The organism is Enorma shizhengliae (genome assembly GCF_009676995.1).
Taxonomy (GTDB): Bacteria; Actinomycetota; Coriobacteriia; order Coriobacteriales; family Coriobacteriaceae; genus Enorma; species Enorma massiliensis.
The window spans coordinates 64467-84190 of the sequence record NZ_VTFZ01000002.1; the positions used below are offsets into that span (position 1 = coordinate 64467).

Genomic DNA, 19724 nt, shown 5'->3' on the forward strand with positions numbered 1-19724 from the left:
ATCAAAGCGCCCCAGTGCATTGCGCTGGGGCGCTTTTCTTTTATCTTCTTCAGGTATGATGGTTGGCGTTGCACGCAACGTAAACGGAGGCGTATGGAAACGGTATATGAGCGTGGCGCGTTCGAGCGTCCGGCTGTGCTCTTCGATTTCGATGGGACGATTGCAGATACCGGGCCCGCGGTGCTTTCTATCTCTCGGCGGGCGCTTGCTGCCCGGGGGTACGACCTCGAAACGATGGGCGATCTGCGTCAGCTCATAGGTCCGCCTCTCGTTGATGGCTTCATGCTCGTCACGGGCGGTTCGCGCGATGAGGCGCTTGAGCTTGTCGATGTCTATCGCGAGCTCTTCAACGAGTACGTTGCCCCAGACGACTATCCGCCGTTTCCGGGCATCCCCGAGCTGCTTCGCGCCCTATCAGATCGCGGCACCAAGATTGCGGTTGCGACGTCGCGCCTTGATGAGACCGCCCGCCAGATGATCGCCGCGCTCGATCTTCCGCCGTTCGACATCATTGCCGGTCGCCTTGAGCCGGGTCGCGCTACAAAAGCGGACTGCATCAGGGCCTGTCTCGACGGGCTGGGTATGGGCCCTTCAGACGCCGTGATGGTGGGCGATAGGCACCATGACGTATTGGGCGCTCACGAAGTGGGGCTTCCATGCATCGGTGTTTGGCGCGACGAGCCTGCCCGCGCTGAACTTGCTGGGTCTGGAGCCGATGGTCTTTGCCGCGACGCCACCGAGCTCGGTTGGCTTCTAGGCGTGGACGGTGGCTTCATGGAGCGATGCGCCTGATTCCTGCATGAGCTCAAGGTGCCGGCTGTGCCGGCAGAGAGGAGTAAACAGTGGACAAGACGCTTGAAGAACGAGTAGACGTCTATATCGATACGGTCTGGGACCAGGTGCTTGCCGACATCGCCGAATTGGTGGGCTGCCCGTCGGTTGCGGACACTTCGCTGGCGGAGCCCGCGGCGCCTTTCGGTCCCGACGTTCGCCGGGCGCTTGATTGCGCTCTGGGTATCGCGCGAAAGTTGGGGTACTACACCGCCGACGACGAGGGCTATCTGGGATGGGGCGATATCGCGGGGGAGCGCACCGAGCAGGTTGCCACCATCGCGCACGTGGATGTTGTGCCTGCTGGCCCTGGCTGGTCGACCGATCCATTCGCGATGGAGCGCCGCGAGGGCTGGCTGCTTGGCCGCGGGGTGATCGACGACAAGGGGCCGGCGGTGCTATCGCTCTATGCGGGCGCGTTTTTCCTGCATGAGGGCATCACCCCTCGCTACAGCTTCCGTGCGCTTCTGGGATGCGACGAGGAAGCGGGCATGTCGGATGTGAAGCATTACCTTGCGGGACACGAGAGCCCTGCCTTCCTTTTCACGCCCGATGCTTCATTCCCGGTCTGCAATGCCGAGAAAGGCTGTTTCGGCGGTTCCTTTGTGAGCGGACCGATTGCGGATGGCGTCATCCGCTCGTGGAGCGGTGCCGAGGCAACCAACGCTGTTCCCAGTGAGTCCGTGCTTGTCGTGGGCGTCGATGCCTCCGCATTGCCCGTGCCCCGCATGAATGCGGACCGTCTGACCATCGAATCGGCGGCGCCTGGCGAGGCCCGCATCCTCGCCCGGGGTATCGGAGGACACGCCTCGCTCCCTGAGGGAACGCTCAACGCCATCGGCTTGATCGTCTCCTATCTTGGGGAGATTCGCGAGCTGCTCGCCCCTGCAGAGCGCGACTACCTTGCGCTGCTCGAGCTGGTGCACGCCGATACGGCCGGCGAGGCGGTTGGAATTGCCTGTTCAAGCACTGCGTTCGGTGCCCTCACCTTGAATGCTGGGACGATTGCGGTCCGGCCGGATGGCCGCATCGAGCAGACGATCGATGTTCGTTTTCCGGATGCGACGACGACCGGTGCCATGGAGGCGACGCTAACCCAGCTCGCATCGCGTTTCGGGGCATCGTTCGTGCTTGGGCGTTCTAAGGATCCCTTCTCCGTCGATGCCGGGCACCCTGCGGTTCAAGCGCTGCTCGATGTGTATCGCGAGGTAACGGGAAGGGAGGCCGAGCCCTTCTCGATGGGCGGCGGCACCTATGCCCGCAATTTCGCCCGAGCCGTCTCCTTCGGCCCAGAGGACGAAGAGCTGGAGCTGCCAGCCTGGGCCGGTTCGATGCACGGACCGAATGAGGCTGCAAGTGAGGAGGCGCTCAAAGAGGCGCTTAAGATCTATATTCTGGCGCTCGTACGGCTTATGGGCTTAGAGCTTTAGCATAAGGGCGGCATGATGGAGCAGATTATCTACATAGCGGTCATTGCTGCCGCCATGGTGTTCGGTTGGCTTCTCAGCCAGCGCCGGCAAGCATCGCGTAAGGGCGACGAGCATGCGGTGGCGCGTCGCACGCGCAAGCCGCGCCCGCGGAAGCGCTCGTAACCGGCCTGGACCGCTTTGGATTCGCATCGTTTCGCGGGGCTCGGTTCGCGACCCCGCGAAACGCGCGCTTAGCTTTCGAGCTGTTCAGATACCTCGAGCCATGCGGTCTCGAGGTCGTCAATGGCGGCACGGGCTTCATCGATTTTTCGCTGCTGTGTTTCGAGCGCGAGGTAGTCGGTCGGGTCGACGGCGGCCATCTGGGCTTCGAGCTCGTCGATGCGTTTGCGTTGGGTGTCCATGCGGCGCTCGAGTGAAGCGGCCTCCTTGCGCAGGCGCTGACGTTCGGCGTTTGAGAGGCCGGTCGAGGCAGTTCCGTCAGGTTTCGCGTCGGGCTTGCCGGCGCCAGCACGGGCAAACGTAGGCGATCCCCCTTGGCCGCCGCTCAGCCCCGCGCTGCTTGCGAGACGCAGGTACTCGTCCACGCCGCCCGGGACATGCCGTAGGTGCCCGTCGATGAGGGCGAACTGCTGGTCCGTTACGCGCTCCATGAGATAGCGGTCATGCGTGACGAGGATGAGGGTGCCGGGCCAGCCGTCGAGCAGGTCCTCTACGATGGCGAGCATGTCGGTATCAAGGTCGTTTCCGGGCTCGTCGAGGATGAGCACGTTGGGTTCTTTGAGGAGCGTGAGCATGAGCTGTAGCCTGCGCCGCTGCCCGCCAGATAGGTCGCCGATGCGGCTCCAGAGTTGCTCCTGGGTGAACCCGAGCCGTTCCAAGAGCTTTTCAGGGCTTGTCTCTTTGCCGTCGATGATATAGCTGCGCTTATAGCGGCTCAGCACTTCGCGAATGGTGTCGTTGAGGAGGGGCTGAAGCTCGTCGAGCTGTTGTGAGAGCACGCCGAAGCGCACGGTCTGCCCGATCTTCACCCGTCCAGACAACGGCTTGAGCTTGCCCTGAATGATGTCGATCAGCGTCGATTTCCCGGCTCCGTTTTCGCCGAGCAGGCCAAAGCGGTCGCCCGCTCCAATAAGCCAGGTAACATTCTCGAGCACGGGTTTGTCTGCCCGCTCGTTTGGCACCTCTTGACGGTGCTCGCTGCCATTTCGCTCCTTCAGGGGGTCGGGATAGCCCGCAGTCACATCGAGCACATCGATAACCTGCTTGCCGAGCCGCGCCACAGCGAGGCGCTTGAGCTCAAGTTCGTTTCGCAAGGGCGGCACATCGGCAATGAGCTCGCGCGCTGCCTCGACGCGGAATTTCGGTTTGGTGCTTCGCGCTTGCGCTCCGCGGCTCAGCCACGCGAGCTCCTTGCGGGCCATGTTGCGCCGGCGTTCTTCCTCTACCTGGGCTCGGCGGTCCCGCTCAACGCGCTGAAGGGTGTAGGCAGAGTAGCCTCCCTCGAACGGGTCGACCGATCCATCGTGGACTTCCCACATCGAGGTGCAGACCTCATCGAGGAACCATCGGTCGTGCGTGACCATGAGCAGCGCGCCCGCACCCGCCTGCCAGCGGGTTTTCAGATGGTGGGCGAGCCAGTTGATGGTGCGCATATCGAGATGGTTGGTGGGCTCATCGAGCATGAGAACGTCGTAGGTGCCGATGAGCAGGCGCGCAAGATCGACGCGCCGGCGCTGGCCGCCCGAGAGCGTGCCGACCGCACCCTCCCACGGGACGTCGGGAATAAGCCCGGAAAGGATTTCTCGCACGCGCGGCGAAGAGGCCCACTCGTACTCGGGTGCGCTCCCCACCACCGCGTGGCGCACGGTATCGGAGTCATCGAGGCTGTCGCGCTGGCCAAGAAGCCCTACGGAAAGGTTCCGCCGGTGGGTTACACGCCCATCGTCGGGTTCAAGTATTCCGGCAAGCAAATTGATGAGTGTCGACTTGCCATCGCCGTTGCGGCCAACGATGCCGATGCGATCGCCCTCGTTAACACCGAGGGTGACGTTTGTAAAGACGCGTTTCGTGGGGAAGTCCAAAGATATGCTGTCGCAGCCCAGAAGGATTGCCATGTCATGCCTTTCGAAAGCGCTGGAGAGGAGGCCCAGACAATCGCCGATTCAACGGCGCGCTGGGCTGATCGCGTGTGGTGTATCCGACTGCCTATCCTAGCAGACTGGCGTGGAGGTCGTAGGGTCGAGAGTGGGGTGCCGCGCGCTCGCTCGGCGCCGTTTGGATACAATAGGTGCGTTTGCGCAGTCGGACGCACGGGGGAGCAGGCATGATTAAAGCCGCCTTTTTCGATATCGATGGTACGCTGCTGAGCTTCAAGACGCATGCCATGCCAGAGTCTACGAAGCACGCGCTTCGCGCCCTGCGCGAGCGCGGCATCAAGACGGTCATCTCGACAGGCCGCTCGATGCTCGAGCTCGTTGACGAGCTAAAGAACGGGTTCGATGCCTATATCACGCTCAACGGCCAGCTCTGCCTCGATGAGACGGGTGCGTATCGCGATGTGCCGGTTGACGCCGAGGATGCCCGAACCATTGTGGAACATGCGTACCGGGAGCATCGCTACGATATTTTGGTGCAGCAACCCGAAGCAAGTTTCGTGAGCCGCCTGAGCGATCGTGTGCGCACGGTTGGCGATAAGGTGGGCATTCAGTACCACGAGGAAAGCTACGAGAAAGCGCTCTCGGCACCGATCTACCAGTTCTGCGTTTTCGTCGATCCGGGCGAGGAGCACGTGTTTCTCGATTACACCCACAACGTGAAGGCGACGCGTTGGACCGAACTGTTTTGCGATGTGGTGCCGCGAGAGGGCGGTAAGGCGTATGGCGTTGCCGCCACGCTGGAACGATTTGGCCTTGAGCCCGAGGAAGCGGTCGCTTTTGGAGATGGGGAGAACGATCTCTCCATGTTCGAGGCGGTGGGAACGAGCGTGGCTATGGGCAACGCTTGGGATTCCGTGAAGGAGCGGGCAACGTTCGTAACCAATGATGTTGACGACGACGGCATCTATCATGCTTGCCGCCGTTTAGGCCTTCTGTGACGTGTCTCATGTGCTAGCAGGTACGTACGGGGATCGACGGGGCGCGTTCATGTTGCGGGGCCGTCAGGCTGCGTTGAGTCGGATTGCTAAAAACCGGGCGCTAGGGCTAGACTATCAAGCCCGGTCGCTAGTCCTTCTTTAGATTTGGAATGATGCGCTTTACGATCCACCAAATCGCAACGACGATCACGATGGCGATAATGATGTATTTCACAACGTCGGATACCCACTCGGCCTGAGCGGTCACGGTTTCCCAGGCGTTTCCCGCCGCCGCGCCGAGCGAGCAGAGCACCGTGTTCCAAACGGCCGATCCGAACAGCGTGTACAAGGCGAACTTGACCATGTTCATGCGCGCCACGCCTGCGGGAATGGAGATAAGGCTGCGAACGATGGGCACGAAGCGGCAGATGAGCACCGAGATCTGGCCGCGTCGGTCGAACCAGTCAATGGCCTTGGCAATATCGTCGCCCTTGAAGCCCAAAAGGCGCATGGGCTTCGTCTCGAAAAACCGCATGAGGCGATCGCGGTTCAGCACATAGCCGATGCCGTAGAGAATGTAAGCGCCGAGCACCGACCCGGCGGTCGCAGCGATGATGACGCCGGGCAGGACCATGTCGGTCGTAGTGGTGAAGAAGCCTCCGAGCGGCAAGATGAGCTCGCTTGGAATGGGCGGGAAAATATTCTCAATAAAGATAAGTGCGCCCACGGCGAAGTAGCCGAACTGGTCGATGAAATTGAAGAACAGCTCTTCCATTGATATCCCTTCATAGGGGCAGCCCCGATCGGGCTTCCCAATTGCCTGGAAAAGTGTAGCCCATGCATGGCAATGGGGCGGATATTACACGGTACCTCCGGAAGCCAGGTGCGCTGAAGCATAGACCGAGCAGCCTCGTACGACGGCGCTTCGCGCGGTGCCTAATCAGACGGTGTGGCCTTCTGCCGAGCGCTTGGGAATCCAGCGCATGCGCATGAGCGCATCGAATGGCGGGGTGAGCGCCGGGATTGAGCAGAGGACCGTGATGCCTCCGCTCAGAGCGAGGATGATGGCTGATCCGATGAGCGGGTCGAGCAGAATGGGCAGGTGGTAGAAGGGCGTTTGGAAGGTAAGCCAGGCGCGGATGAGGCGATGGAGCACATAGACCTGCAGCGTGCGGGCGCCCAGAACGGTGAGCTTGCCCGAGGCCTTCGGCACGAGCTTAAGGGTGGCAAGCGAGAACAGCACGGCAATGGCGGTTGCCGTGAGCCGCGCCGCCATGCCGGAAACGATGCTGCTTCGATACGGGTTGTCTCCATAGACCATCTGGAAGAACCAGTCGTAGGCGTGAGCGTCTGCGATGCGCAGCAGCGCGATGCAGACTGCCGCCACGACCGCCGCCCAGAGCCCTCGGCGATATGAGAGGTGCTCGAGCTGCTCGGTTGTGCAGTAGTATCCAAGGCTGAAGAAGGGGAGGAAGGCGAGCGAGCGGCTGATGGCGAGGAAGCCGTTCGAAAGATCGATGCAGCCCGAGGCGAGCGATGCACAGAGGCTCACCGCAAGCCCGGCGGGCGCTGGCAGGCGGGAGAGCATGGGTGTCGCCGCGTACCACCACGCCATGCCGATGAGGTACCACGGTGCGGAGGTGAAGAGCAGTATGCGCTGCGGCGTGAGCATGCCGCTGATGGCGAGGTATGCCGCCTGGTATGCAAGGCCGAGCACAAGGAAGGAGATCATGCGGTTCACATTGAGGTGCCCCTCGCGATAGGCTCCCTTGGCGAAAAGGCCCGACACGAACACGAAGAGCGGCATATGGAAGAGGTATATCACGTCGAATGCCGCGCTGAGTGCGAGGTTGTCGTTGTGAACGGGATGCATGAAGTGGCCTGCGACCACAAGGATGATGAGCACGCCCTTGATGTTATCGAATAACGCGATGCGTTTTGCCAAGGTTTCCCCTCCTCGTACAACGCCGCGCGGGCGGCATCCGCGCGGCGCGCACGATTATACCCGCATGGCGCGCATGGCGTTCAGGATGGCGATGATCGCCACGCCCACATCGCCGAATACGGCAAGCCACATGTTGGCGATGCCGAGCGCCGCAAGCACGAGAATGGCAATCTTGATGCCGAGCGCAAAGATGATGTTCTGCCAGACGATGCGCATTGTTCGTCGGGCGACGTTCATGGCGCGGGCAATGTTCGAGGGCTTGTCGTCCATGAGCACGACATCGGCCGCTTCGATGGCCGCGTCCGACCCCATAGCGCCCATCGCGATGCCCACGTCTGCGCGCATGAGCACGGGGGCATCGTTGATGCCGTCGCCCACGAACGCGAGCTTTGCGCCGTCGCGCTCGAGCGAGAGCAGGCGCTCGACCTCGTCAACCTTGTCCTGCGGTAGCAGCTGTGCGTGCACCTCGTCGAGTCCGAGTTCGGCTCCAACCTCCTCGGCAACATCGCGTCGGTCGCCGGTAAGCATGACGCACGATTTCACGCCAGCGGCATGGAGGTCGCGGATGGTCTGTTCGGCATCGTCTTTTACCGTGTCGGCGATCACGATGTTGCCAACATAGCGGCCGTCGATGGCGACGTACAGAATCGTCCCGATCTGCCTGCTTTCCTGCCAGGCGATTCCGTGTTCGGACATGAGCTTATCGTTGCCAACGAGCACACCTTTCCCGTCGACCATGGCAAAGACGCCGTGGCCGGATTCTTCGCGCACGTCGCGCACGCGGCCCTGGTCGATGCCGGTGGCGAGCGCTTCCTTGATGGAAATGGCGATGGGATGGTCGCTGAACGCTTCCGCGTGAGCGGCGGCATCCAGAAGGCTTGCCTTGTCGATGCCTTCTTCCGGGCAAACGGCAACGACCTTGAATGTGCCGGAGGTGAGCGTGCCGGTCTTATCGAAGACCACGGTGTCAACGTTCGAAAGCAGCTCGAGATAGTTGGATCCCTTCACAAGGATGCCGAGTCTCGAGGCCCCGCCGATTCCGCCGAAGAAGCTGAGCGGCACCGAGATGACGAGTGCGCAGGGGCAGGACACTACGAGGAAGGTGAGGCCGCGAAGCAGCCAGTCGCTCCAGTGCCCCATGCCAAGCAGCGGCGGGATGATGGCGAGGGCGAGCGCCGCGAAAACGACGATAGGGGTGTATACGCGGGCGAACCGGGTGATGAAGTTCTCGGTCTTCGCCTTCTTCTCGCTCGCATTCTCCACAAGTTCGAGGATGCGATGCACAGTGGATTCGCCGAACGGCTTTGTGGTGCGGACGCGCAGCGGTCCCGTCATGTTGATGCACCCGGATATCACGTTGTCGCCCACTTCGACATGGCGAGGGACGCTCTCGCCGGTGAGGGCGGCGGTGTCGAGCTGGCTTGCGCCGTCTGCCACGACGCCGTCAAGCGGCACGCGCTCGCCCGGCTTGACCACGATGATGCCGCCGACGGGGACATCGTTCGGATCGACCTCGACGAGCTCGCCGTCGCGCTCGATGTTGGCGTAGTCGGGGGCGATGTCCATCATGCTGGCGATAGACTTGCGGCTCTTGCCAACCGCATAGCTTTGGAACAGTTCTCCTACTTGGTAGAACAGCATGACAGCGCAGCCCTCGGCAAGCTGCGGCTCGGTCTCGGGGAAGCAGATGGTGGCAAAAGCGCCGATGGTGGCGACGGTCATAAGGAACGCCTCGTCGAAGGCTTCGCCGCGCCGAATGTTGCGCCATGCCTTGCGCAGCACGTCATGGCCGGCGATAAGATAGGGGATGAGGTAGAGCACAAATTCCCCGTAGGTGGCGTAGCTGCCGAAGAGCGCGTTCCATAGGCCGAGCTTCTCGGCGAGCATTATGGCGAAGAAGAGCGCGATGGCGACGAGGATACGGTTGCGCCACCTCCGTTGCTTCTTGTTCACAGTGAGTTGCTCCTTCCTGGACACGGGCCCTGAAACATGAGGCCGCAGGGATGCTGCTAGCGCAGAATCTCGCAATCCGGTTCAAGGTCTGCGGTGAGCTTAACCACGCGGTCGAGCACGTTGTCGAAGATGCTGTCTGGCGCGGAAAGCGTGAGCTTCTGGGTCATGAAGTTGACGCTCGCGCTCTCCACGCCTTCGAGCCCGTTGATGGCATCTTCGAGTTTCCGCGCGCAATTCGCGCAGTCGATCTCGTCGAGCTTGAATGATTTACGCATGGTTGTCCCTTTCTTTCTGCCGGGTGCCCCGGCGCGGTTCCCAGCTGTTGGAACTTACTCGCAGATGTGGCTCATGCCCTGGTTGAGCATGGTATAGACATGGTCGTCGGCGAGGGAGTAGTTGATGTTGCGCCCGTCGCGCCTAAACTTCACGAGGCGCGACTGCTTGAGGATGCGCAGCTGGTGCGATACGGCGCTTTGCGAGGTCTCGGTGGCCTCCGCGATGTCGGAGACGCTGAGCTCGCGGCCCATGAGGGCGTAGAGAATCTTGATGCGCGTCGTGTCGCTGAAGATTTTGAAAAGGTCGGCGAGGTCATAGAGGAGCTCTTCATCGGGCATTTCTTCCGGAGCCTCGTTGGCTGTGCTTTGCTCTTGGAGTTCTTCTGTCATAGTCACATCTCTTTTCATATGAACATGCGTTCAGATATTAGATGACTATGATTATATGAACGTATGCTCATATGTCAAGAAAATTTATGGTAAGAATCGCGATTTCTTTTTGCGCTGCAAGCGGAGCCTTTTTGCGCTGTAGACAGATCCTTTTAGTGCCACGGACAAAACCTCTTTGCACCGCAGACAAAGCTCCGTGCGCTGGGGCGCGTATAGGCAGAGCCCCGGGCGATGGGGCTCGTGCAGGCAGAACCCCGGCGGTTAGAGCGCATGCAGACAAAACTTGCCTCAAAGGATCGGATTTTATAGGACGAGGCGAGTAGACCAAGAATGCGTAAGTCATATACCTGCGAAAACGCCAGCGCAGAATTAGGGGATAGGAGCATGGCGGTCCAAAATCCGATCCTTTGAGGCAAGTTTTGATGTTTCCCGGCATCGGGGAGGCGCGCTAGCGGAAAGTACGCTCATGGCAAGACGAAATGGCTGCGAAAAAAGCGGCGGCGTCGTGGGCGCGACGAGATCGAGGCGCAGTGCTTACGCTGCTGGCCCCTGCACGAACCAGATAATCTCAGATTGGCACGGGTCAAGCGAATGGTCTAGGCGCAGCGCCGCCGCGGCGCCCGGTCGGAACGATAGGTGCGAGCCGGTAAGGTATTCCGTTACGCGGTCGACGAAGGGAATGTGCCCCACCACGATCAGGCAATCGGCATCGGTTTGACGCACATGCTCGATGAATCGCTGTTCATCCTGGTCGAAAAGGTAGCTGTATGAGGTGATGGTGCGCTCTCCCAATACTGCCGCAACCTCTTGGGCCGTCTGCTGGGCGCGTAACGCCTCGCTTGACCAAAGCGCGGCTTCGCGGCGTTCCTCACTGCTCAGCAATGCGAAAGTGCGCGGGAATCCCTGCGACCCGGCAAGCGCGGCGCGACCGGCGTCGGTCAGCGACCGCTCAATATCCGGCACTGCTGCCGAGGACGGCTCGGCCTGACCATGTCTCACAAGAATCAACGTCTTAACCATGCATGCCTCCTCGTAAGCGCGCTGCACCCGCTATCGGGGGCGGCGGCGCAGCGGTTATGCCGCTGATGTGAACTCTACCACGGCATACGGCTCGCCGTCACTGCCGTTGAGTGCAACGACGAATCGCCCGTCTTCCTGCCCGACCATCGGGTAGATTGTGTCACCGAGGACGGCGGCGCTCCGGTAGTCTACGCGAATGCTCACGGGGTCGAGCTCGCGAGGGAGCACCTCGAGCGCCATCTGCACGTACTGCCCGTTGTTGACGTGTTCGTTGGTGTCGATCTGGTGCAGACGCACCGTGAGCGGCTCGCAGGGAGTGGGCGCGGCGGGCACCCGCACCCGGCGCTCCTCGTCGGGCATCTCGAGCGGCTCCGCTGTCCCGTACGCCTTGACGAGCTCCGGATCGGGGCGCATAAGGCGGCCTTTCCCGAAATCCATGAACGCCCAGGTCGAACGGGCGCGCGCGACGAGCTCGCCCTGCGCGTCGCGCATATAGAAGAATCGCGTCGCCGCAACGCCCTTGAAGGAGCTCGGGAAGGTGCCGACAACAACATGCTCGCAGAGGCCGGGGTAGCGGTCGATAACGATTTGCCAGTGCGTGAGCACCCAGCCCTGACGATCTTCGTGGAGCTTCCCGATGTTCATGCCGATCTCGGCCGACTGGAAGGTGCTGCAATCCTGAAAGCAGTTGATGAGCGCAGGAATCGTGAGCGTGCCGCGGTGATTGACCTCGCTGTAGCGGATGCGGGTGTTAAGCTCGTACACCGGAGCCCCGTCTCGCGGCGCCTGATATGTCATGGCTGCTCCTCATGCATGATCTCGATGGAACCGTGCCGGGCGGCTGCGCCCGCGTTGTAATCCATGAGCATAGCACGTGCGGCACGCGAGCGAAATCGGGTACGCCGTGCGCGCTTTAGCTGATTTGTGACACAAACCCATCGAGCGAGGTTCCGCCGTTCATGCGTACGCGCGGCAGCGCGCGAACGTCGTCGCCAATGTGAGCCCAGCTGTTTTTAGTGGTGAAAGCGCAGAGGATACCGGCTTCTTCGACCGCGGCGCGGCCATCGTCGGTCACATCGCCGAAGGGGTACGCGAACGCTTCGGTGGTGCCGAGAATCTGCTGCGCGTGCTCCAGATCCTCGACGATCTCGTCTTTGTTAAGCGCGCTGATGAGGCCGCCGTGCCCCACGGTGCCGCCAGGCTGGTGTAGCCCGAAGGAGTGCGACTGGAACGAGATGTAGGGGTTCTGGTACGTTACCACGACGTCGCCCGCATCGCTGTTGTTGCAGATGATGAACGATGTCACCGGAATGTGGTACTTCTCGAAGAGCGGGCCCCCGAGCGTGAAAACGCCGTTTTGCCCGTCGTCGAAGGTGAGGACGATGCTTTTGGCCGGCAAGCTGTGGGTGCCCTCGATGAACGCCTTGAGCTCCGGGTAGGAGGGGAAGTAATAACCGTTCTCGGAGAGATAGGCGAGCTGCGCATCGAGGTCGGTGTCGAGAATATAGTTGGCGTTGAGGTCTTCGGGAGGGTTGTCTGCGCTGTAGACATAGTGGTACATGACGATGGGGATGCCGTCCTGCTGGGTCTCCATGTCGTCTACCACATGTACCGTGCGCGTTGCTTCGGCGACGTGGCCGGAGGAGTCTTTGACGCGATAGGTGACGGTGTAGTCTCCCGCTTGGGACGTGTCGACATCGCCCGAGATCTCGATTTTGTCATTCAGAATGCCGTCCGTGGGCTCTGCTGCGTGGGCACCGGCCTCAAGATACTCCTCGCCGGTAAGCACATAGGTGTCTTCGTCGCCATTGAGCCCGATTACGATGTCGCCGGGATCGGCGACGGCTTCTTGTATGGTAGACGGTTCGGCGCCGCCTTGTGCTTGAGAGGCATCGCTCGAGAAGATGCCGGCGACCACCGCACCTATGTTCCACAGGGCAAAGGCGAGCACGGCGAGGACGCAGGCTCCTGCGATGATGGGTGCAATGCCGCGCGCGCTTCTCCTCCGTGCGGTCGCCGTCCTGCGTCCGGGCTGTTGCCGCCTGTACCCGGGCTGCTGCCTGTACCCGGGGCGCTGGCTGCCTTCGGGCTGTTGCCTCCTATGCCCAGGCTGCTGCAGCGAAGGAACCTGCTGGTTCCTCGGCGCCCTCGGGCGGGCGGGATGGGCGTTTGGGAGCTGTCGAGAGCCGTGAGCGGATTGATCGCTCCGGAGGTCCCGGCGTGGTTGACGTCCGGTGGGCCGTGGCCGCGCCGCAGGGTGTGTCTCGCTGTGCATCAAAGGCGATCCATGTTGGCCGCGTGGTGCCCGTCGCATATGCGGATGCTGCTCCACATCTCTCCGCGGTGTGCGGTCGTTCATAGGTGCCCCCGTACCTCTTGTTGTTCCCTAGCGATATTGTAGCAAGCGGCTTGCGATCAGTTGCTTACATGGCGCTGCGCGCATTCCTCGAGCGAACGCGATTTCGCTTTCCAAAGTATGGTGGCGATATCGCGTGGGTCATCGGGGCAACCGCGGCGGAGCCAGAGCCAGATTACCGAGGCAACGCCCGAGAGCATCATCTCGCGTGCATAATCCTCGGGCACGTCGCCATAGTCCACCGTGATGCCGTGACGGCGCGCGCTGCGTTCGACCAACTCCCCGATAAGTTTCTTTGTTTGTTCGTAGATGCGCTGGTCGGTTCCGTTGCCGGTGAGCGCCGCTATGAGAACGTAGTGGTCGCGCACGTAGATGAGGGCGCCGTGCACGCGCTCGAATGGGATGGGATCGGCCGTGTCGAGGACCGTCTCCGCGGATTCCCCGGCCGCCTCGTCGTCCTCGCCGAGAACGATGTTTGCAAGGTCGTCGAGCACACCATCGATCAGCTGCTGCACGAGGTCATGCTTATCAACATAATGCGCATAGAAGGTGCCGCGGTTGATGCCTGCTCGGCGCGTGATATCGCTTACAGAGATTGCCCCGAGTTCTCGCTCCGCAAGAAGCTCGGTAAGTGCTGCCCGAATGCGGGGTTCGGTGGTGGTACGTCGGACTCGGTTCGTCATGGCAGACCTCTCAGCGCTGCGTGTTCTTCATGTGTAGATAGTCCTTAAATCAACAGATGAGGAATATCTGTCGATGGACTTAAAACAACACGTTGTCTATTTTATTCCGCACCGAGTGCAGGATGCAACGGCTGGCACATCGGGACGGGGCGGTTTGCCCGCCCGAATGCAACGGCTGGCGCATCGGGACGGGGCGGTTTGCCCATCGGGGTGGGTCGGCTGGCGAATCGGGGCTCAGCGGCTGACACATCGGGGTGCAGCAGCATGCCCATCGGGGCGCCCGGGGCGCTCGGGTGCATTGAGAGAGCGGAGCGCGGGCATGTCTCGCGGAGAGAGTGGAGAGGGCATAGACGATGGCCTACATTGAAGTGCAGGACGAGTGCAAGCGCTATCGGGCGGGCGGCAGCGTTATCTGCGCCAACGACCATGTGAGCTTCAGCGTCGAGCGTGGTGAGCTCGCTATCGTGCTCGGCGCATCGGGCGCAGGCAAGTCCACCGTGCTCAATATCTTGGGCGGTATGGACACCTGCGATGAGGGACGTGTCTCCATTGACGGGACCGACATCGCCGGATATTCGGCTCGAGAGCTCACACGCTATCGGCGCGAGGACGTGGGCTTCGTCTTCCAGTTCTACAACTTGGTGCAGAACCTCACGGCTCGTGAGAATGTCGAGCTGGCGAGCGAGATCGTCCCCGACGCCCTTGATACCGCAGAGGTGCTCGAGATGGTGGGGCTGGGCAAGCGCATGAACAACTTTCCTGCGCAGCTCTCGGGAGGTGAGCAGCAGCGCGTGGCCATCGCTCGTGCCGTTGCGAAGAACCCCAAGATTCTTCTGTGTGACGAGCCGACGGGAGCCCTCGATTACCGCACCGGTAAGCAGATCTTGCAGCTTCTGCAGGATATGAGCAGGGTGCGCGGGGCAACGACGGTAATCGTGACGCACAACTCGGCGATTGCCCCCATTGCCGACCGCGTGATCCATATGCACGACGGGCGCGTGACGGCGGTCGAGCTCAACGAGCAGCCGCAGGCCATCGCTGATATCGAGTGGTAGGTGGGGCGGATGAGCAGGAAGAATGGGAAGGCACCGCGCGGCAAGCGCATGCTTTGGCGCGACATCAAGCGCACGGTAGGTAAATCACGCGGGCGCTTCGTGTCGGTCGTGCTGCTCATGGCCCTTGGTGCCTTCGCCCTCGTGGGCCTCAACGTAGCGGGCCCGGATATGCGCATCACGGGCAGGCATTACTTCGACACATACAACGCGGCGGATCTTACCATCATTGGCGGTCTGGGCATCGATGAGAGCGATGAGGCCGTGATCGAGCGGGCGTCGGGCATCTCGGATGTCGAATATGGTTACATGAAGGACGTGACGGTTGCAGACACGCATAATGCGGTGCGCGTGAGCTCGTTGCCGGAGCGCATCTCGCAGTACGAGGTGGTCGAAGGCAGGCTTCCCGAGGAAGCAGACGAGGTCGCGATCTCCGCGACCATAGCGGACGAGCATCCGGTAGGTTCGACCATCGTTTTCACTGAGGAGGAAGACGTAAGCGGCGATTACGCGCTCGTGCGGCACGATTTCACCGTGGTGGGCGTGGTGAACTCGTCGGAGATCGTCTCGAACCTCAACATGGGCCAGTCTCAGGCGGGCACCGGCGATCTTGCCGGCTTTGCCGTGGTGGCCGACGATGCATTCGACGTGGACTATCACATGGTGGCGCGCTTGCGTTTCGACGACACCGAGGGCCTCGACCCGTATGGCCAGGAGTATCTGGATAGGGTCGCGGCGCATAAGGAGGAGCTCGAGGAGCTGCTCGAGGGCCGCGGAGCGCACCGGCTTGCCGCGGTGCAAGGTCAGTTTGACGAGCAGATCGCCGACGGACAGGCGCAGGTCGACGACGCGCGTGCGCAGCTTGATGACGCCGCGGCGGAGCTCGCGGACGCCTCCGCCCAGCTTGCGGATGCTCGCGAGCTGATCGCATCCTACGAGGGCGAGCTCGCGGACGCCGCTGCTCAGCTCGCGGATGGTCGTGCCGCGCTCGATGCGACATGGGGCCAGCTCGAGACGGCAAAGGCACAGCTGGATGCCGGCCGCGCCGGGCTTGATGCAAGCGAGCGGCAGCTTGCTGTCGCAGCACGGCAGCTGGCTGACGGCCGGCGGGAGCTTGCAGAGAAGCAGCAGCAATACGACGAAGGCGTGGCCGAAGCCGATGCCGCGCAGCAGCAGGTCGATGCCGCGCGGAAGAAGCTCGAAGGGGGCAAGGCCCAGTACGAGCAGGGGATTGCCCAGCTTGAGGCCGCAATTGGGCAGGCGGGAGCGGCAGGCGAGGATACGACGGCGCTCGAAGCACAGCTCACGCAACTCAAGGCGGCGTATGAGGCATTCATGAACGTGGACGCCGACCAAGGAACCGCCGGCGACGATGGCGGCTACTACACCTGCATCCAGGCGATCGATGCCGCGCAAGATGAGCTTGACGGCAAACGGGCGGAGCTTGCGTCGGCTGCCGAGCAGCTTGCGGAAGCGGACCGGCAGCTTGCCCAAAAGCAACAGTTCTACGAGGCTGGATACGCGGAGTACCAGCAGGGCGTCGCTTCGTACAACGAGAACCTCGGCGCCTACCAGAGCGGGCTCGCCGCATGGCAGGCCGGAGCGGAGGAGCTTGCCGCCAAGACGGGCGAATATGATGCCGCTGCCGAAAAGATCGACGCGGCGCGAGAGGAACTTGCCGCGAATCAGGCGGCCTACGAGGACGGGCTTGCCCAGTACAACGAGGAGCTTCCCGAGGCGGAGCAGGAGATCGCCGATGCCGAGGCGGAGCTTGCCGACGCCCGCGAGGCGCGCGACAGCATCGATTCGCCCCTGTATACCGTCTATAACCGCCGAGAGATCCCCGGTTCAGAGGGCTATACCGTCTACGCGACCATATCCGAGATCGTCGATGCCATCGCTCGCATCTTCCCGTACTTCCTCTACTTCGTGGCCGCGCTCGTGACCTTCACCACCATGACGCGCATGGTCGACGAAGAGCGCATCAACGCCGGCACGCTCAAGGCGCTCGGCTACGACGACCGCGATGTCATCAAGAAGTTCTCGTTCTACGGTGCGGTCGCGGGCCTCACGGGCACGGTGATCGGCGTGCTTGCCGGCCATACGCTTCTGCCCCTCATCGTGTGGGCCGCGTACGCGCACGCCTATACCATGCCGATCATCGAGCTCCATGTTTACCCCGGGGTGACGCTGCTTGCGTTCGCGTTCTGCTTTATCGCCGCGGTGCTTCCCGCTGTCATCGTGGCGAAGCGGGAAGTGCGCGAGAAGCCTGCGGCGCTGCTGTTGCCCAAGCCCCCTGCGGCGGGGTCGAAGATACTGCTCGAGCGCGTGGGGCCGGTGTGGCGCCGCCTTTCCTTCACGCAGAAGGTCACGGCGCGTAACCTCTTCCGCTACAAGAGCCGTGCGCTCATGACCATCGTAGGCGTTGCCGGTGCCGCGGCGCTCCTCTTCACCGGCTTTTCCGTGCAGCATTCCGTGGGTGGCATTGGTGACCGGCAGTTCGGCGAGCTTATCGACTACGACCTTATCGTGGCTGAAGACACGCACGTGTCGGACGAGGAGCAGGCGGCGATCAGCGAGGTCCTTGCATCGGATGAGGTGTCGAGCTATGCGCCCATCCGCTACGAGAGCGTCTCCAAAGAGGCGGGCGACAAGGGCGACACGCAGAGCATCACGCTGCTCGTGGCGCAGGACGGCATGGACCTCTCGGATTACATCGACCTCAGGAACCGCGTGACGGGCGAACCGCTCAGCCTGCCCTCCGACGGCGCCGTGATCTCAGAGCGCCTGGCGGACCTCACGGGTGTCGAGGTGGGCGATACGCTTACCTTCAAAGATGCCGATGGGGTTGATCGCGAGGTGCGTGTTTCGGGCATCTGCGAGATGTACGTCATGCATTTCATGTTCATGAGCGAGAGCTGCTATGAGCAGGTATTCGGGCAGGTATTCGATTCGAACGCTTACGTGGCCAAGCTCGCCGACGGCAGCCTCTCGAACACGCAGACCATGGCGGCCCGCTTCATGGGGCTCGACGGTGTGGCGGGCGTGGTGCAGAACACGATGTATATCAACCAGGTGAACACCATCGTGCGATCGCTCAACATGATCATGGGGGTGCTCATCGTCGTCGCGGCGATGCTCGCGGTGGTGATCGTCTACAACCTGGTGACCATCAACGTGAGCGAGCGCATCCGCGAGCTTTCGACCATCAAGGTGCTCGGGTTCTACGAACGGGAGGTGACGATGTACATCTATCGCGAGACCATCCTGCTCTCGTTGATCGGCGTGCCGGTGGGCTGGGGCGCGGGGCGCATCCTGCAGCTCTATATCATTCGCGCGGTGCCACCGGAGGAGCTTATGTTCAACCCCGCATGCGGCGCGCTTGCCTTCACGATGCCGGTGCTCGTGGTGGCAGCCGTGGTGATCGTGATGTACTTCGTGGTAAACCGAAGGCTCAGAAACGTCGACATGCTGGAAGCGCTCAAGAGCGTGGACTAAGGCAAGGTGCACGCTTCTGTCAGGGATCGAGGGGACGGGCAGCGTCCGTAACCCGCATCCCCTCTCGCCGACAGCCCTGTAAGGCCTAAGCGCATGGCATCCCTCTGCGCACGCGGCGGCCCTTGCCCTGAGTGCTTCCGCAGCAGTTCGACCATGCCGAACTGCGAGGACCAGCGAGGGGGTAAGGGCCGCCGCGTGCGCAGAGGGACGCCCAGGGGGAGCGAGGCCTTACGCTGCGAACATTGACTTTCGGTTGAATTCTGCCTGCACCGTCCGAAGCATGAGATCGGTATCCTCGAGGCCCTGATGGCGCTCGGCTTCGTTTTCCGCAAGGGTCCCACGGCGGCGCGCCCAGTTCTCAAGGGCGGCGGGAGCGGATTCACGCGGCAGCGAGGCAACTTCACCGTCGAGGCGGCGGCAGATGTCGCGCGAGTCGATGACCACGATCTTGCCCTCGCGTCGCGCCTCGGCATAGCCCTCGAGGTGCATCATGAACCAGGAGTCCTCAAAAGCGGCGTTGTGGGCCATGATGGGGTGGCTCGTCATAAGGTCGAGGAGCCGTGCCTGCAACTCGCGGTCTTCGCGGAAGAGCGGCTTGCCCTCGATGTCCGACCAGCTGATGTGGTGGATGTTCTCGAGCGGGACGCCGGTTTCCTTGTAGGGGTTCTCGGGCAGGCCGAAGAAGTGCGCTTCGCCGTCGCGCGGCACCGCGGTGCTCGTGAGGTCCATAAGCTCCCAGCCGACGTTGATGATGTAGCCGCGCTCGGGTGCGGTGCCCGTGGTCTCTATGTCGATGCCCAGCACGGTGCCGCTTACCTTCTCGCGCACATAGGCGACGCCGAGTGCGTTGCGGTCACCGCGCACCTCGCGCTCGACCGAGGCGAGCGTGCGGCCCTGCATCGTTGCGATGCCTTGGCAGATGTCGCGGTCGGAGAGGCTGCGCGCGAGCACGCTGCTCGCGGTGTTGCGGAGGCGCGACTCGCCGATGGCATCGCAGAGCGCTCGGTTGCGATCGCCGAGCTCGCGCACCACGTCGAAGCCGAACGAGGTGTCCTGGCCTTCATTCCAGGCGGCGACGAGCGCCTTCAGCGCCTCCTCGCCCTTCTGGCGTTCCGCCTCCATGACCTCGTAGCCGCCACCGAAGATGAACTCGGGGATATAAAACGCGTATGCGTAATCAAGTGCCTGCTGGGTATTCAAGAGGGCCGTCCTTCCCTG

General features: G+C 62.1%; 17 protein-coding genes. 6 read left to right on the forward strand and 11 right to left on the reverse strand.

The window, feature by feature from the left end; all coding sequences use genetic code 11:
- Positions 1–93: 93 nt before the first annotated feature.
- Genes GJE22_RS02680 through GJE22_RS02690 form a run of 3 tightly spaced genes read left to right on the forward strand, consistent with a single transcriptional unit; the run spans position 94 to position 2423 of the window.
- Entirely contained in the window at positions 94–792 is a 699-nt protein-coding gene (locus tag GJE22_RS02680; protein ID WP_144687698.1) for an HAD hydrolase-like protein, read from the forward strand.
- A gap of 50 nt (positions 793–842) precedes the next feature.
- Entirely contained in the window at positions 843–2261 is a 1419-nt protein-coding gene (locus GJE22_RS02685; protein ID WP_144687699.1) for a Sapep family Mn(2+)-dependent dipeptidase, read from the forward strand.
- 12 nt (positions 2262–2273) lie between these two features.
- Complete coding sequence (locus tag GJE22_RS02690; protein ID WP_022349510.1) at positions 2274–2423, forward strand: hypothetical protein; 150 nt, start codon at positions 2274–2276, stop codon at positions 2421–2423.
- A gap of 68 nt (positions 2424–2491) precedes the next feature.
- On the opposite strand, the gene GJE22_RS02695 is transcribed toward GJE22_RS02690, so the two are convergent.
- On the reverse strand, positions 2492–4375 hold the full coding sequence (locus GJE22_RS02695; RefSeq protein WP_144687700.1) for an ABC-F family ATP-binding cassette domain-containing protein: 1884 nt from the start codon (positions 4373–4375) through the stop codon (positions 2492–2494).
- 209 nt (positions 4376–4584) lie between these two features.
- Between GJE22_RS02695 and GJE22_RS02700 the strand changes: the two genes are divergently transcribed.
- Positions 4585–5355, forward strand: a complete 771-nt coding sequence (locus GJE22_RS02700) for a Cof-type HAD-IIB family hydrolase (RefSeq protein WP_087186104.1) — start codon at positions 4585–4587, stop codon at positions 5353–5355.
- Between the two features lie 127 nt (positions 5356–5482).
- Here GJE22_RS02700 and GJE22_RS02705 read toward each other — a convergent pair whose 3' ends face one another.
- From GJE22_RS02705 to GJE22_RS02745, 9 genes are all read right to left on the reverse strand, one after another.
- Positions 5483–6109, reverse strand: a complete 627-nt coding sequence (locus GJE22_RS02705; RefSeq protein WP_144687701.1) for a DedA family protein — start codon at positions 6107–6109, stop codon at positions 5483–5485.
- Positions 6110–6274: 165 nt separating this feature from the next.
- Positions 6275–7279, reverse strand: coding sequence for an acyltransferase family protein (locus GJE22_RS02710; RefSeq protein ID WP_186297376.1), 1005 nt, complete (start codon positions 7277–7279; stop codon positions 6275–6277).
- 54 nt (positions 7280–7333) lie between these two features.
- On the reverse strand, positions 7334–9232 hold the full coding sequence (locus tag GJE22_RS02715) for a heavy metal translocating P-type ATPase (RefSeq protein ID WP_144687702.1): 1899 nt from the start codon (positions 9230–9232) through the stop codon (positions 7334–7336).
- A gap of 56 nt (positions 9233–9288) precedes the next feature.
- A complete protein-coding gene (locus tag GJE22_RS02720; protein WP_144687703.1) occupies positions 9289–9507 on the reverse strand; it encodes a cation transporter in 219 nt (72 codons plus the stop codon).
- Positions 9508–9561: 54 nt separating this feature from the next.
- Positions 9562–9897 (reverse strand): ArsR/SmtB family transcription factor, encoded by a 336-nt coding sequence (locus tag GJE22_RS02725; protein ID WP_144687704.1) that lies wholly within the window; start codon positions 9895–9897, stop codon positions 9562–9564.
- Between the two features lie 534 nt (positions 9898–10431).
- Complete coding sequence (locus GJE22_RS02730) at positions 10432–10917, reverse strand: SixA phosphatase family protein (RefSeq protein ID WP_144687705.1); 486 nt, start codon at positions 10915–10917, stop codon at positions 10432–10434.
- Between the two features lie 54 nt (positions 10918–10971).
- Positions 10972–11715 (reverse strand): acyl-[acyl-carrier-protein] thioesterase, encoded by a 744-nt coding sequence (locus GJE22_RS02735; protein WP_144687706.1) that lies wholly within the window; start codon positions 11713–11715, stop codon positions 10972–10974.
- A 115-nt stretch (positions 11716–11830) separates the two neighbouring features.
- A complete protein-coding gene (locus tag GJE22_RS02740; RefSeq protein WP_235895756.1) occupies positions 11831–12868 on the reverse strand; it encodes an immunoglobulin-like domain-containing protein in 1038 nt (345 codons plus the stop codon).
- Positions 12869–13332: 464 nt separating this feature from the next.
- Positions 13333–13956, reverse strand: coding sequence for a TetR/AcrR family transcriptional regulator (locus GJE22_RS02745; protein WP_087186101.1), 624 nt, complete (start codon positions 13954–13956; stop codon positions 13333–13335).
- A gap of 353 nt (positions 13957–14309) precedes the next feature.
- Between GJE22_RS02745 and GJE22_RS02750 the strand changes: the two genes are divergently transcribed.
- Entirely contained in the window at positions 14310–15011 is a 702-nt protein-coding gene (locus GJE22_RS02750; RefSeq protein WP_144687708.1) for an ABC transporter ATP-binding protein, read from the forward strand.
- Between the two features lie 9 nt (positions 15012–15020).
- Positions 15021–18506 (forward strand): ABC transporter permease, encoded by a 3486-nt coding sequence (locus GJE22_RS02755; protein WP_144687709.1) that lies wholly within the window; start codon positions 15021–15023, stop codon positions 18504–18506.
- A gap of 228 nt (positions 18507–18734) precedes the next feature.
- On the opposite strand, the gene GJE22_RS02760 is transcribed toward GJE22_RS02755, so the two are convergent.
- Complete coding sequence (locus GJE22_RS02760) at positions 18735–19706, reverse strand: 3'-5' exonuclease (RefSeq protein ID WP_144687710.1); 972 nt, start codon at positions 19704–19706, stop codon at positions 18735–18737.
- Positions 19707–19724 lie beyond the last annotated feature (18 nt).